The sequence below is a fragment of the Bremerella cremea genome (assembly GCF_003335505.1).
In the GTDB taxonomy this organism is placed as follows: Bacteria; Planctomycetota; Planctomycetia; order Pirellulales; family Pirellulaceae; genus Bremerella; species Bremerella cremea_A.
Window position 1 is genome coordinate 41,971 of record NZ_QPEX01000046.1, and the last position, 13,731, is coordinate 55,701.

A 13,731-nucleotide genomic window follows, 5' to 3' on the forward strand; every position below is an offset into this window, starting at 1 on the left:
AATTAAAGGGAGATAATGTTCGCAGTAGTAAGGGCGGGGACTACTCGGTGACTTCTAGGCCCATGCTCCGAGCCGTTCCTTCGATCATCCGGCGAGCATGTTCCAGGTCACGAGCATTCAGGTCAGCCATTTTCTGATTGCAGATATCTTCAATCTGCTCTCGGCTCACCTTGCCAACCTTCTTAGTGTTCGGGGTGCCACTTCCCTTGGCCAAACCAGCAGCCTTTTTCAACAAAGCAGCAGCAGGTGGGCTTTTGCAAATGAACTCGAAAGTTCGGTCGTTATAAACGGTCACGACAACCGGGATAGGCATGCCGTTAAATTCACGCGTCTTGTCGTTGAACTGCTGGACAAATTGACCCAGATTCACGCCGTAACGACCCAACGAGGTACCAACCGGAGGAGCCGGAGTGGCCTGACCGCCGGGGACCTGAAATTTCGCTTGACCTACTTGTTCCCGTGCCATTTTGCTATTTCCCGAGTTGCGATTATTCCCAGTTAAGGACAAACGCAACCGTGTGCTATGAAAACCGTGTGCTTAGTAAACAAAGGCCCCGAGGGTTATTCTCAAATTCCGCCACCAAAGGGGAGATAGAAGAATCGACCACCGGTCCGACTGATGCGGGACTAAACTGGCTCCATTTGCCAGTGTTCCATCTCCACAGGTGTCGTGCGGCCGAAAATATTGATCATGACCGTAACCCGACCATTGGTCTCGTCGATCAACTCGACGTCTCCTTCGAAGTTCTCGAAGGTCCCTTCCGTGATCCGAACATGTTCACCAATCTTAAAGCGAATGTTCGTCTTAACTTCTTCTTGTTCGCCTTCTTCAGGCTTGCGTGACTTCTTAACGATGCGATCCACTTCGTGTGGCAGCATGGGCACAGGCTTACCACCGGCTCCGGTGAAATCGCCAATGCCACCCGTTTCTCGAACAAGGAACCAGGTCTCGTCGTTGATAGCCATATGCACGACGATATAGCCGGGATACAACTTTTGCTTGGTTACCTTCTTCTTGCCGTTCTTGTATTCCACCAAGTCTTCCGTGGGAACAAGAATGTCGCCAAAGTAATTCTCCAGGCCTGCCATTTTCACTCGCCGAAGCAAGTTACTGCAAATCGACTTCTCGCGATTGCTTTGCACCTTGAGGATATACCACTCTTTATCGACGGCGGCTTCAGCGGCTTCGTCTTCTTCCGTGATCTCTTCGATCGGGCCGCGATTCTTGCCCTTAGCAGGCGTAGCAGCGACCTTGCTTTCGACAGCAGGCTCTTCAACAGCAGCTTCTTCAGCAAGTTCGGAATCACCGGCCTCAGCTTCGCCTGTCGATTCGTCATCGACCGCTTCAGCCGTATCTTCGTCGATCGAGGCGTCAGCGCTGGCAGCATCGTCGGCAACGTCTTCCGGCGTCGCATCAACTTCCGGCTGAATCTCCGATGCTTCGGGATCTTTATCCGGATCAAACGAATTGTCTGCAGTGCTTACCACGAATCTAAACCTTAACCGGTAATTTAATACCGGGCCTATCTGCGAAGGAAACGGTTACTCGCAATTCCGCTAGGACCGTTAGCTATGCACCTGGATTGGAAGCTGTGGGAATAAGACCAATGGCCTTAAAAATCGTGATCCACAAGAAATCGAAGGTGAACAGCAACAGTGCCAGGATGAAAATCAACGCGATCACCACAATGACACTTCGCCACAACTCAGCCTTGGAAGGCCAAGTCACTTTATTCATTTCTGCTTCAACTGCGATCAAAAAGTCCGCAAAAGTCGGCCAATTGATCAGTCGATAAGCAATCCAAAAACCAACGACTACTAATGCACCAGAAATAGCGTATTGCAGTCCATAATAAACCATCACTACGTAAGTATCCAGCTGCTGAAACAGCTGATACGCAGCAATCAAAATCAAAACCCAAATCGCCAGCAAGGTGGCCTGGCGGGCAATCCTACCCTGGGTTCGTTTATATCGATTCGCTTGAACCAGCTCGGTAAGCAGGGAAGCGGAACCGACAGTCTTCTCCTTGGCCATGGTCACTCTCAGTCTTTGGCGTTCTTGCCGCGGCGACGACGCCTAGCAACTGCAGGTTGTCGTTTACCGGTGTGACGCGCCCAACAAGTTCGGTAACACCAATGAATAGCAGGGGCGGTGGGAATCGAACTCACAACCTCTGGTTTTGGAGACCAGCGCTCTGCCAATTGAGCTACGCCCCTGTGACATCGCCGGACCAGACAAATCTGGTCCGGCGAAGCAGGTATCTGATATTCTTACTCGGTGATCTTGGTAACGACGCCGGAACCGACCGTCTTACCACCTTCACGAATAGCAAAGCGAACACCTTCAAACATGGCGATCGGCTTGTGCAATTCAACTTCAATCTTCACGTTGTCGCCTGGCATGCACATTTCAGCACCGACCAGGTTAGCCGTTCCAGTGACGTCCGTTGTGCGGAAGTAGAACTGGGGACGATAACCGCTGAAGAACGGAGTGTGACGACCGCCTTCTTCCTTGCTCAAGCAGTAAATCTCTGCTTCAAACTTGGTGTGCGGGTTAATCGAACCTGGCTTGGCGAGAACCTGACCACGCGAAATGTCTTCACGCTTGACACCGCGGAGCAAGCAACCGACGTTATCGCCAGCAACACCTTCCTGCAGGATCTTGTTGAACATTTCAACGCCGGTAACGGTGGTCTTGGTCGGCTTCTCGGTCAGGCCGAGAATTTCGACTTCTTCACCAACCTTAACGACACCCCGTTCAATACGACCAGTAGCAACCGTACCACGACCTTCAATGGAGAAGACGTCTTCGATCGCCATCAGGAACGGCTTGTCGGTTTCGCGTTCTGGTTCTGGAATGTAGCTATCCAGAGCTTCAACCAATTCGGTGATGCACTTGGAAGCTTCTGGGTCAGCTGGGTTGTTGTAAGCAGCCAGCGAGTTACCACGAACAACCGGGCAATCGTCGCCAGGGAAGTCGTTCTTGCTCAGCAGCTCGCGAACTTCCAGCTCGACCAAGTCCAACAACTCTTCGTCGTCAACCAAGTCGCACTTGTTCAAGTAAACAACCACGCAAGGCACACCCACCTGGCGAGCCAGCAGCACGTGTTCCTTGGTCTGCGGCATGGGACCGTCCGCAGCGGAGACCACCAGAATCGCACCGTCCATCTGGGCGGCACCGGTGATCATGTTCTTCACAAAGTCAGCGTGGCCGGGGCAGTCGATGTGGGCATAGTGACGAGTCGGGCTTTCGTATTCAACGTGAGCCACGGCGATCGTCACGGTTTTGGTTTCGTCACGAACCGTACCACCCTTGGCGATTTCCGAATAAGCCTTCATCTTGGCCAGACCCTTAGCAGCCTGAACCGCCAGGATTGCGCCCGTCGTAGTTGTTTTACCATGGTCGATGTGACCAATGGTGCCAACGTTGACGTGTGGTTTAGATCGTTCAAATACGTCCTTGGCCATTTTCTATGTCTTTCTTACCCCAGTTAAACCGTGAAAAAATTGGGATTTATTCAATTACGAAAATCAAGGTGCCGTGAAGAGCTGCTGAAGGGACTTGAACCCTTGACCTCTTCCTTACCAAGGAAGTGCTCTACCACTGAGCTACAGCAGCCGAAAAATGGGAAGCATGATTGGGGTTTTGCTTCCGTCACCTTTACCCGGCTACCCGCTTCCGAGCCGCCCAAACGGACAACCCTATTTTCGTTATCTATGCCGCATGCAGCCAACATGACCGCCTGGGCAATCTTCGCATCAAGCCGGGTAATGCAGCTTGTGCGAAGCGGGTGAAGGGAATCGAACCCTCGTCTTCAGCTTGGAAGGCTGTTGCTCTACCATTGAGCTACACCCGCAACCTTCCTAGGCCTTCTTAGTCTCAATTTCCAATAAAGCCCAGGATTCAATCTAGTGGGGGGTACAGGATTCGAACCTGTGAAGGCATTGCCAACAGATTTACAGTCTGTCCCCTTTGACCGCTCGGGAAACCCCCCAAAATATCGCTCATCATTGACCCCACTGCTTTCGCACTGAAAGGCCATTGTTTGCGGCACTTCTCAATCCAACTTTGACCCAAAAACGCCGTTAACGAAGCTAGCGGAGGGACTTGAACCCACAACCTGCTGATTACAAATCAGCTGCTCTGCCAATTGAGCTACGCTAGCCCACTACCTGGGCTTTATGGAAAACCAATAAATATAACGAGTCAGCTTTTCCCCGCAAGGCATGAACATCCCTTAACGGACAAAAATCGACCAAAATCCCAGCTGGCTATCAGACACCTGCCAACCGAGCGAGTTCACCACATTCTGGGAAGTGAATTCTTCCCCTCTGGCAACCCTTTCGCAAAGCATTCCAGTCGATCTAACCAACGACTCGGTGCATCCTAAAGATGCCGAGCAACCAGCTGACGACTGAAGTCACTTTGCCGCATTGCTGATTGAACACGAAATAAGAAACGCTCGCCAGCCCTGAGGGAGACTAGCGAGCGTCTGAGTGAGTTTCTTTTGGGTTATTTTACCGGCAAATAGGTTATCACCGGTCTGAACATGGCAAATGCTTAGTTCGTTTCAGGCAAATCGAAGTTGAAATCCCGAGCTGCGGTCTTCAACTTATTCAAAGCCCGAGCTTCGATCTGACGGATTCGTTCTTTCGTGACACCCAGCTCTTCGCCAACCTCTTTCAAGGTTTGCGGTTCACGGGAATGATCCAGGCCAAACCGACGGATGATGATCTTTTGCTCCCGCTCGTCTAAGCGATGCAAGATCTTATCGATCTGTCGCTCACGTTGCTGCTGAGCCATTTCCTGCTCGTACTGATCACTACGCTCGTCGACCCGCGTGGTAAAGTACTCGTCCAAACTGGTACGGTAGCGATCGCGATGGCGGAACTCGACCGGAATCGTCCGGGCAAAGTTCTTCATAATCGCCCAACTACAGTACGTGCTGAACTTGTTCCCGCGAGAGTAGTCAAACTTCTCGGCGGCACGGATCAGCGACATATTGCCATCGGAAACGAGCTCGAAGAAGTCTTCCGTCGCAGCGACATGCCGTTTGGCGATCGAAACCACCAAACGCAAGTTCGACTGCACGATCAAATTCTTCACTTCGCTGGCCAAGTCGTAAAGCCGCTCGATCTCGTCCATGTCACTCGACTTAGGACGCTGAGGATCAAGCTGATCACGAATCTTAAGCGACTTATGCTTCAGGAAGTTGAACTTCCGAAACAGGTGATATTCCTGCTCGCGATTCAGCAGCGGCATTTCGTACAGCGAAGCCAGATAAGTCGGCAAACCAGATGGAACACGCACCTTTCGAGCTGGCTTTTCATGCGGCGGCATATCGCCGAGGATTTCCCCTTCCAACTCCGGCTTTTCAAAGTCGTCGTTGTAGATGTTATCCAGCGGCAACTCCATCACGTGTCGATAACGAATTTCATTGATCACACGATAGATCGATGCCCGCGTGCGCCCGTGCTTTTCTGACAAGCGATCCACCGAGACGCCATGCCGATATTCGCCGTAGATGATCTGCTTGGCCGATTCGGTCAGAGGGCCGGTTCCCCGAGGGAAAACTGCCTCTTTCGGCATTTCGTCGTCGTGATTCTTGAGCGTGTAACGAATCGTTTCCACACTGCGATTCATCTTGGCAGCCACCCGCTTGGCGACTTCCGAAGGGGTTCCCCCGGCATTGGCCAGACGGCGTGCGCGGTCGATGATTTCGAGCTTTTCGGCTTCGCTCAACTGGCTGAAATGCCGACCACGCTCGATCCGATCAGGATTCTCCTTCACGAACCGCTCGACACTGGAACGCAAGAAGCCAACCCGCTTACGCCCCTCGAAAAGGAACTTGCGGCTAACGAGGCCCTGCTTCCGCCAGCGTGAAATGGTTTTCGTCGAAACGCTGAAGCGGTCGCTTAACTGCTCGACAGTAAGCACCTCTTCCGGCACAGAATCGACCGACACATCCGCCGCATCCGAAAGATCTTCCACCATCAAGCGAAGATCTTCCGCCGCCGATTTACCTGGCAACAACGAACCGACATTGGTCTGCTCTGGCCGGAAATCGGTTAAGCGGTAATAGATATAATCAACCGGGTATTGCTTGCTCGGGTCGATCTCGGAGATTAGTTTCTCCGCACGATTGGCCTGATCGAGCTTACGATCCCGGGGGGCATATTTGATTTGTTGATCGCGCAATTGGCGCAATGCAACGTTTTGATATCCCTTGTTCATGTTGTCCCTCACTCAGTGATCAACAACATACGTCTGGTTTTCCCTGCGAGTTCCGATCGCCCAAACGATGTTTAACTTGGATCTAGCCCCCCTTCCCGGGGAACTATCACTCAAGCAACGGGACAGCTACCCACCTGAACGGCGAGCGCCTCTTTCTGTCAGATGCTTGAAAAGTTGAGTTGGCTGCAAATCAAAATGAATTAACAATCAATTATTAGCCTGCAAACCAACCTCTTCTATAAACTTATACGATGAAGTGACCGCTTTAGTTGCTCATTTGTTCATTCTTTTTTCAAAATCCACCCCTATGGGGCATCAACAAGCGAGTCACTGCTGGTGATAAGTCTGTTCCCCCTAACCAATTGCGAATTTCGTGCCGAAAGCAACAGAATTTACAACTTCGTAAAGGGAAGCCCAGGATTGTCAAACCGCTGGCTATTGTCAGTTACCGCAGCGAAAAGAATCTTTCAACATAATCTGCTTTTATTGACGATTCTCAGATATGTAGCGATTCTTCTTATGACCGCGATCCTATAAATCCTAGGCCGATCTCATGTTTTTCGATGCTTCCACGGCGATATTCGTTACAAAAAACCACGGAAAGCCGCTCATTCGCTTTGCCATCGTAAACTGTGCCGCACTGGCTTTGCTGTGCGTTAGCTCACCGGCAATTGCGGCAGACACTTGGAAGCTTGAAGAAGATCTGCAGGGAAAAACTCGCCAAATCAACACCGATTTGAAGGTCCAAGGGACCATGCGAATCAATCCAGATGGCCGTAAGGTGCGTCACTACCCCATGGCCTTAACAGGTCAATATGTTGCCATTGAGAGAAATTTGAGTCCAACAACGGCTATCCGCTACTACAAAAAGGCCGAAACGGAGTCGACGGCAAATGAAAAACCCTTGAAAGATTCGTTGCCAACGGTAAAGAGGCTAATTAGCGTCCACACAGACACCACCGGCCCACTTCTCTCTAGCCCTGAATACACTTTGAGCCGGGAAGAACTGGAACTAATCAGCGTTCCTGGCAACCCAGCCGCTCTTGGCCAGCTACTTCCTCAAAAGGCCGTCAAGAAAGACCAAGCCTGGTCGCCAGACAACAAGGCGATCGCTCAATGCCTAGGCATTGACGCGGTCAACAGCCACGAAATCACTGGCGTTCTAACCGAGGTCGACAATTCCGGCGTGGCCAAGATCACTTTCGCAGGAAAAGCCTCTGGGGCCATCCAAGGCGTTGCTACCGAAATCGAGCTCAAGGCCCGCATGAATGTCGATACGCGTCAAAAATTGATCACCTGGTTTGCGGCTTCCATCGAAGAAGACCGCGCCATTGGGCACGCCGTACCGGGCTTTAAGGTTACCGCCGTGGTCCGAACACAGATCCAGGCCACCCAACCAATCGAGCAGCTCAGCGATTCCAGCCTTGCCAAAATCGACCTCGATGCCAATCGCGGACCGCAAATGCTATCGTTCGCCGGCAAGCAAGCTGGATTCCGCGTTTTGCACGACCGCGAATGGTTCGCCATGGCAGAAACCGCCAAGCAAACCGTTTTCCGCATGGTATCTGACGGAGAACTGCTTGCCCAAGCTAACATCAATCGCCTGACCAACCTCAAGCCAGGCGAACAAACCACGCTGGAAGGCTTCGAAGTAGAAGTCAAGAAAGCCTTAGGAGAACGCCTAGGGCAAGTGATCGACGCCGCCCAATCGGTTAATTCCCAAGGACTTCGTGAACTGCGTGTCTCGGCCGTGGGAACCGCCGACGGCATGCCCATCACTTGGATCTACTACTTGATCTCCGACGATCAAGGGCATCGCTATTCGACGGTATTCACCTTTGAAACCAAACTAGCCGAGCAGTTCGGGCAAGCCGATCGCTCGTTTATGAGTGGCTTCGATTTGATTAACGAGGCCCAGCAGCCGACCGAGGCCGGTGAGACCGAAGAAGCCGCCCCAGAAAAGCCAGCCCTCATTCAAGCTCGCATCGAGCCAGCGACGACCATTCGCTGATCGAGGCCACGTCGGCATACAATAACAATCACTTTGCATTGCTTGTATCCTGCCACCAGGGAAAGGCCCCCTTGTGATTGTTCGACCGTACCAATCGCCCAGCGGCGAATCACTTCTCTACCTGATCCCCCAGTCCGTCCACGCGGCACTTTCGGGCGACCTGGCATCGCACTGGGGTAACGGCGGTTTCCAGCCTCTCGTTCACCCCGAGGTGGTCTGGCCAGCGATCTTTCATCACGATGACGGCTGGATTCCCACCGACAACGCTCCGCCGATTGACGCCCAAACCAAGCGGCCGGTTTCGTTCCTCGATTCGCCAGCCGCCGACTCGCACGCCATCTGGACGAAATCAATCCAAGGGGCGGCTCGCATCAGCCCGTTTGCTCAGTACCTGATCGCTGAGCACTTCATGATGCTGCGCGAACACAGCCATTCTGCCGACTCAGAAGCAGGACGCACTTTTTTAAGCAAGTACGAAGAGCTTTGCGACACCTGGCGAGACCGCTGGGAAGAACGGCATCCTGCGTGTCACGAGGAAGAGGTTCAGCTAGCCCTCCGGCAACTTCGCTTCTTCGACTGGTTCAGCCTGTGGCTTTGCCTGGCCGAACGGACCGAACGTCATACGTTTGAGGAAACGCCGCAAGAGCTTCCCTTAACCGTCACGCCACAAAAAGAAGGCGAGTTCCTTATCGAGCCCTGGCCCTGGACCGTAGACGATGTGCATGTCGCGGTGGGTGGCTGGCTAGTCCCTGACCGAGACTACGACAACACCGACGACCTCCTGCGTGAAATGACCGATTGGAGACGGCTGAATTGGCGATTTGTTTCGAATTAGCCAACCAGAAGATCTCATGCAAGCAAGGTCGCTAAGCCATCGAGACGCCAAACAGCTTGCCGATTAACGATGTGATCACCATCGCCACAATTCCCCAGAAAGCGACGCGCAACGCCCCTTTCCAGGGCGAAGCGCCGCCGGTCACTGCCGACAAAGCGCCCAGCCCGGCTAGGCTTAGCACGGTGGCAATAGCCACAAGTAGAACCACCAGCGATCGAGGTGCCAATGCAGCCACGGCAACCGGCAAAGCTGCCCCGATACTGAAGGACAGCGCGGAAGCCCAAGCCGCTTGGAGCGGACGGGCAACCATGTGCTCTGAGATTCCTAGCTCATCCCGCAAATGGGACTTGAGGGCATCGCTTTCCATCAACTGAGTCGCCACCTGACGAGCCAACTGAGGCTCTAAGCCACGCTGCACGTAGATCTCGGTCAACTCGGCCAGCTCACCTTCCGGATTCGTGGCAAGCTCTTCCTGCTCGCGCTGGGTGTCGGCCTCTTCAGTGTCGGCTTGAGAACTCACCGAGACATACTCCCCGGCCGCCATCGACAAAGCCCCTGAGGTCAGCCCAGCGACCCCAGCGAGAACGACCTGGTAATAATCGGCCTCCGCCGAAGCAACACCTACGATCAAACTGCCAACCGAGAGAATGCCATCATTCGCGCCCAAAACGGCAGCCCGCAGCCAACCAATCCGATCTGCCCGGTGAAACTCGCGATGAACTGGCCTGGGACTCATGACCGGTAGCCTTGCAAAAGAGGGCAAAACAAGCCTGGAAATACTGACGAAAGCGGACCCTATTATCGTGCGATTCGCCTACAGCACAGAAGCCCCGAGCGTTTTTTCCATAAAAAAAAGCCCTGCACAGAGCAGGGCTTTTTGAGATATTCATCCAGGCAATCCGGAAGACTACTTCTTACCGTCTTCTTCCTTCACCTTCTTCTTCTTCTTCATCGAGATCTTCACGACCTTGGTCTTTGGCAGACCGATCGGCGAAGTGTTCTCGTCGTCGAAGGCGCCTTTGGCCTTCATCTGAGCGATACGTTCGCTACGCTTCAGGACACTGCGGGTCGAAATACCACCCCGCTTCACTTTCAGGCTTTTATCGATGGTCACGGCTACTCTCCTGATTTATGCGTTATCAGGCGGAAAATGGTATTCCGCCGGGTAAATAGTCGCTATGGCGATGGACTGAGGTCCAGGGGAAACGCATTATGATACCAGAGCCCAATAAGGCGTCAAGGCGTAACCGACCCGCCAAATGGGCCGTTTCTAGGCTTCCATTTTTTTGATTTTTTGCAGCCGGGCCAACAACTCGCGGGCCGATTCTGGCCGCAACCGGGGATCACGCTCGATGCACGACATGATCAACTCTCCCAGTTCAGGGTTGAGGCCTGGTCGCTTTTGCAAGATATCGCTCGGGGCCAGCGTATCGTGCGTTAACGCGTCTCGCCCAGTTCCTTCTAAGGCCGCCCAAGGCAACTCGTAAGCTAAAAGCCTGAAACCAGTTACCCCCAGCGAGAAGATATCGACTCGCTGATCGGTGGCCCGTCGACGGACAATCTCAGGAGCCATGTAATTGGGCGTACCGGTGCGATTGCCTGGGGCCATGAATTCAGGCTTGGCTGGCAGCGTGAGCCCAAAATCGATCAACTTGCACGACCGGCAATCAGGGGCGGCAATGAAATTGCGTGGGCAAATATCGCGATGAATGTAGCCTGCATCGTGAACACAGGCCAACGCATCGGCCATTTGCCGCAACAAAATCAGTTGCTTCCCTTCCAGCATCGGGTCTCGATCGACAATCAGCGAATTTAGCCCTCGTCCATCCAAATACTCCATCAGCACGTACTGCTGGCCCGTCGTGACCAAGCCGTGCTCGATCGTTCGCACGATACAAGGATGGGTCAGCGACATCGCAATCTCGCCTTCCTTGGGGCGCGTCATGCCGGTGAAGCGAGAATCAAAGAATTGCTGCTTCTCGAGATCGAGAACCTTGAGCCCTAGCGTTCGCCCGGTTGAATGCTCGCGAACCTTATAAAATTCGCTCATCGTGCCTGAGACTGCTTCACGCAGGATCTCAAACCGCGAAGCGATATCAAGCTTGGGCTTGCCAGCAAAAAAGGAGGTGAACTTCTTCAGCAGACTCATGGGGAGAAGGAACCCGTCATGAAGGGGAAAACCTGAAATGACAAATCAAATCTAGGCCCCTGAACGAGTTCCAGCGGACAAACGGGCGCAAGAATGCCCGATTTTTGCCGCAGGAGATGTTTGCTGAGTTGTCTGTTCCGGTGCCTCTTCCCCCACTGTAAGCTGGCAGGTACCCGAAAACAAGGTCGTGCTTCCGTGCTTGTTTAACGAGAACTTAAGGAAAGAGGCGGTAAAACCATTACTTACCGCAATAGTCAATCGACCGGGCAATTTCGAGTTTCAGCTTGTTGCGTGGGACAATCCGATCGACGAAGCCGTGCTCAAGCAGGAATTCACTCGTCTGAAAACCTTCCGGCAGATCAATCCGAATGGTCGCTTTGATGGTACGCGGGCCTGCAAACCCAACCAGGGCTTGAGGTTCCGCAAAGATCAAATCCCCCAGCGAGGCAAAGCTGGCCGCGACTCCACCCATCGTCGGGTTGGTCAAAACGGAGATAAACAAGCCGCCCGCTTCATGAAACTTCGCCAAAGCGGCCGTCGTTTTGGCCATTTGCATCAGGGAGTAAATCCCTTCGTGCATCCGGGCACCACCACCAGAACCACTAATGATGATCAACGGTAAGTCTTGGGCCGTGGCTCGCTCGATCAGGCGGGTTAGCTTTTCGCCAACGACGCTTCCCATGCTTCCCATGATAAAGGCGCTGTCCGTCACCCCGATGGCAACGCGGCGGGCACGAATCATGCCGGCCCCAGTCAAAGCGGCATCTCGCAGGCCGGTTCGCTTTTGCTCCGAGATAATCCGCTCGGCATAGGCTTTCTTATCTTTGAAGTTCAGGGGATCAAGCGAAGTCAGATCGGCATCCCACTCTTCAAACGTGCCGGTATCGAGAACCTGGTCGATCCGCTGCTTGGCCGAGATGGTCCAATGATAGTCACATTCGGGACAGACACCCAAAAGCTGCTCGGCTTGTTTGCGGAAGATCACCGCCTGGCAGCCGGGACAGCGTTGCCACAAACCTTCCGGCACACCTCGCTTCTTCGGCTTGCTGGTGTCTTCGCTTTGGGTTTCGATGTCTGACGTGACAGATGCCATGCTCATTTCCTCGACGGGAGGTGATGTCGGAGAGGTAGCTTCCAAAGTGTTTGTCGGTAACTTTTGCGTAGACTTAGACTTTGGAGACGACGGCGTTTTTTTCATACTGGATGAGTTCCCACCATCCACATCGGCGTTCAGCTTCCCACAAATCACCGAATTCGGTTTGCAGGATCTCGCTGCGAATAATGGATGCCAGAGGTTCAGGGGCGACCACAATCACGTTGCCATCGCCTTTTTGATGCTTTTTCCATATCTTGTCTAGGGCGTTCTGCACACGCAAGCGCACCTCGCCCAAAGTCTCCCCTTGGGGGGGACAAACCGCCTCTGGGTTCTCTTGCCACAGACGATAGACGGTTGGCTGGTTTTGCTTGACCTCGGTGATCAGCTTTCCCTGCCACAATCCGGCATTCAAATTGGCCAGCGAATCCATCTGGCGAACCTTCATTCCAAGCGATTTGGCAAATGCTTCGGCGGTCTGGGCGCACGCCTGGCAAGGACCACAGTAGATCGCTTTGAAATCGAGTTCACGAAGTTCTTTGACCATTTCCGAGGCTTGGCGGCTTCCCTCTTCAGTTAAAGGGACCGCCAAACGGCTGCGAATACGACCTTGAAAGTCATATTCGGTCTGCCCAGGTCTTACGAGCACTATGCGTAGCATGGCAAAGCTGTTCTCAATTAGTTCGAAACGTGCGCCGAACGATACAATTCTTCGATCGCCGCTTTGTAATCCGATTGATTGAAAATCGCTGATCCTATTACCAGGAGGTCTGCCCCCGCTTCCGTGCAAGCCTGAACGGTTTCCAAGTTCACGCCCCCATCAACCTCCAAAAGAAGTTCCTTGGGGCCGGCTTTCCGTAGCATCTCAAGCTTCTCGATCGCTACCGGGTTGAACTTTTGTCCGCCGAATCCTGCATTCACACTCATAATGAGTATCAAGTCTGCGATTTCTAGGAAAGGCATCACGCGCTCGACCGGAATATCTGGGTTGATAGCAACGCCAGCACCAGCACCAAGCTCCTTGACCTCTTGCAGAATCCGTGCGGTATCCTCCCCCGCAGCTTCCTCGTGGATGGTAATGATATCTGCGCCCGCCTCATAGAACTGTCGGACGTATTGGCCTGGATTCTCGATCATCAAATGGACATCGAGGGGAAGTTCCGTAAGCTTGCGAAACGCGGCAATAATCGGCATTCCGTAAGTCAAATTAGGAACAAAGTTTCCGTCCATCACGTCCAAATGAAGTGCTTGCACGCCAGCAGCTTCCAGCTTCTGCACTTCTCCCCGCATATCGCTGTAGTCGCACGATAGCACGGAGGGGAGGATGAGTGGCGCCTGTTGGCGGAGTCGCGCAAGATGCGAACGACGAGACATGCCAGACCTTGTTTCAGGGGAGGGATCACTTCAC

Annotated in this window: 13 protein-coding genes and 5 tRNA genes; 2 read left to right on the plus strand and 16 right to left on the minus strand. The window is 53.2% G+C overall.

What is annotated here, in order from left to right; translation table 11 throughout:
- Window positions 1–40: 40 nt before the first annotated feature.
- The 10 genes from rplK to DTL42_RS23955 form a co-directional block, all read right to left on the minus strand.
- Window positions 41–466: a 50S ribosomal protein L11 gene (gene rplK / locus DTL42_RS23910; RefSeq protein ID WP_114373054.1), complete on the minus strand. Its 426-nt coding sequence runs from the start codon at window positions 464–466 to the stop codon at window positions 41–43.
- A 161-nt stretch (window positions 467–627) separates the two neighbouring features.
- Window positions 628–1,488 carry a transcription termination/antitermination protein NusG gene (gene nusG / locus DTL42_RS23915; RefSeq protein WP_234824346.1) on the minus strand — a complete coding sequence of 287 codons (861 nt, stop codon included), beginning with the start codon at window positions 1,486–1,488 and terminating at the stop codon, window positions 628–630.
- An 82-nt stretch (window positions 1,489–1,570) separates the two neighbouring features.
- The gene (secE, locus tag DTL42_RS23920; RefSeq protein ID WP_114373056.1) at window positions 1,571–2,035 is read right to left on the minus strand and encodes a preprotein translocase subunit SecE; all 465 of its coding nucleotides are present in this window, start codon (window positions 2,033–2,035) and stop codon (window positions 1,571–1,573) included.
- A 109-nt stretch (window positions 2,036–2,144) separates the two neighbouring features.
- Window positions 2,145–2,217 (minus strand) — tRNA-Trp (locus DTL42_RS23925).
- Between the two features lie 54 nt (window positions 2,218–2,271).
- A complete protein-coding gene (gene tuf / locus DTL42_RS23930) occupies window positions 2,272–3,468 on the minus strand; it encodes an elongation factor Tu (protein WP_114373059.1) in 1,197 nt (398 codons plus the stop codon).
- A 79-nt stretch (window positions 3,469–3,547) separates the two neighbouring features.
- A tRNA-Thr gene (locus tag DTL42_RS23935) sits at window positions 3,548–3,619 on the minus strand.
- Between the two features lie 167 nt (window positions 3,620–3,786).
- Window positions 3,787–3,857 (minus strand) — tRNA-Gly (locus tag DTL42_RS23940).
- 56 nt (window positions 3,858–3,913) lie between these two features.
- Window positions 3,914–3,995, minus strand: a tRNA-Tyr gene (locus DTL42_RS23945).
- A 98-nt stretch (window positions 3,996–4,093) separates the two neighbouring features.
- Window positions 4,094–4,166, minus strand: a tRNA-Thr gene (locus DTL42_RS23950).
- Window positions 4,167–4,561: 395 nt separating this feature from the next.
- Window positions 4,562–6,235, minus strand: coding sequence for a sigma-70 family RNA polymerase sigma factor (locus tag DTL42_RS23955; RefSeq protein WP_114373061.1), 1,674 nt, complete (start codon window positions 6,233–6,235; stop codon window positions 4,562–4,564).
- Window positions 6,236–6,788: 553 nt separating this feature from the next.
- Here DTL42_RS23955 and DTL42_RS23960 point away from each other — a divergent pair.
- Entirely contained in the window at window positions 6,789–8,246 is a 1,458-nt protein-coding gene (locus DTL42_RS23960; RefSeq protein WP_114373063.1) for a hypothetical protein, read from the plus strand.
- Window positions 8,247–8,319: 73 nt separating this feature from the next.
- Window positions 8,320–9,081, plus strand: coding sequence for a DUF3891 family protein (locus DTL42_RS23965; RefSeq protein ID WP_158545532.1), 762 nt, complete (start codon window positions 8,320–8,322; stop codon window positions 9,079–9,081).
- A gap of 31 nt (window positions 9,082–9,112) precedes the next feature.
- On the opposite strand, the gene DTL42_RS23970 is transcribed toward DTL42_RS23965, so the two are convergent.
- The 6 genes from DTL42_RS23970 to rpe form a co-directional block, all read right to left on the minus strand.
- Entirely contained in the window at window positions 9,113–9,817 is a 705-nt protein-coding gene (locus DTL42_RS23970; RefSeq protein ID WP_114373067.1) for a VIT1/CCC1 transporter family protein, read from the minus strand.
- Window positions 9,818–9,988: 171 nt separating this feature from the next.
- Window positions 9,989–10,195 carry a small basic protein gene (locus DTL42_RS23975; protein ID WP_105356454.1) on the minus strand — a complete coding sequence of 69 codons (207 nt, stop codon included), beginning with the start codon at window positions 10,193–10,195 and terminating at the stop codon, window positions 9,989–9,991.
- A gap of 156 nt (window positions 10,196–10,351) precedes the next feature.
- Window positions 10,352–11,230 (minus strand): serine/threonine-protein kinase, encoded by an 879-nt coding sequence (locus DTL42_RS23980; protein WP_114373069.1) that lies wholly within the window; start codon window positions 11,228–11,230, stop codon window positions 10,352–10,354.
- Window positions 11,231–11,468: 238 nt separating this feature from the next.
- Window positions 11,469–12,428, minus strand: a complete 960-nt coding sequence (accD, locus tag DTL42_RS23985) for an acetyl-CoA carboxylase, carboxyltransferase subunit beta (RefSeq protein WP_114373071.1) — start codon at window positions 12,426–12,428, stop codon at window positions 11,469–11,471.
- Window positions 12,397–12,984 carry a histidine phosphatase family protein gene (locus tag DTL42_RS23990; RefSeq protein WP_114373073.1) on the minus strand — a complete coding sequence of 196 codons (588 nt, stop codon included), beginning with the start codon at window positions 12,982–12,984 and terminating at the stop codon, window positions 12,397–12,399. The genes accD and DTL42_RS23990 overlap by 32 nt, the downstream gene beginning before the upstream one ends.
- Before the next feature lie 17 nt (window positions 12,985–13,001).
- Complete coding sequence (rpe, locus tag DTL42_RS23995; RefSeq protein ID WP_114373075.1) at window positions 13,002–13,697, minus strand: ribulose-phosphate 3-epimerase; 696 nt, start codon at window positions 13,695–13,697, stop codon at window positions 13,002–13,004.
- Between the last annotated feature and the right edge of the window lie 34 nt (window positions 13,698–13,731).

Excerpts from the sequence above, each read along its gene's own strand:
- rplK (WP_114373054.1), bottom strand. The coding sequence starts at position 466 with ATGGCACGGGAACAAGTAGGTCAAGCGAAATTTCAGGTCCCCGGCGGT.
- secE (WP_114373056.1), bottom strand. The coding sequence starts at position 2,035 with ATGGCCAAGGAGAAGACTGTCGGTTCCGCTTCCCTGCTTACCGAGCTG.
- tuf (WP_114373059.1), bottom strand. The coding sequence starts at position 3,468 with ATGGCCAAGGACGTATTTGAACGATCTAAACCACACGTCAACGTTGGC.
- DTL42_RS23955 (WP_114373061.1), bottom strand. The coding sequence starts at position 6,235 with ATGAACAAGGGATATCAAAACGTTGCATTGCGCCAATTGCGCGATCAA.
- DTL42_RS23960 (WP_114373063.1), top strand. The coding sequence starts at position 6,789 with ATGTTTTTCGATGCTTCCACGGCGATATTCGTTACAAAAAACCACGGA.
- DTL42_RS23970 (WP_114373067.1), bottom strand. The coding sequence starts at position 9,817 with ATGAGTCCCAGGCCAGTTCATCGCGAGTTTCACCGGGCAGATCGGATT.
- DTL42_RS23980 (WP_114373069.1), bottom strand. The coding sequence starts at position 11,230 with ATGAGTCTGCTGAAGAAGTTCACCTCCTTTTTTGCTGGCAAGCCCAAG.
- accD (WP_114373071.1), bottom strand. The coding sequence starts at position 12,428 with ATGAAAAAAACGCCGTCGTCTCCAAAGTCTAAGTCTACGCAAAAGTTA.
- DTL42_RS23990 (WP_114373073.1), bottom strand. The coding sequence starts at position 12,984 with ATGCTACGCATAGTGCTCGTAAGACCTGGGCAGACCGAATATGACTTT.
- rpe (WP_114373075.1), bottom strand. The coding sequence starts at position 13,697 with ATGTCTCGTCGTTCGCATCTTGCGCGACTCCGCCAACAGGCGCCACTC.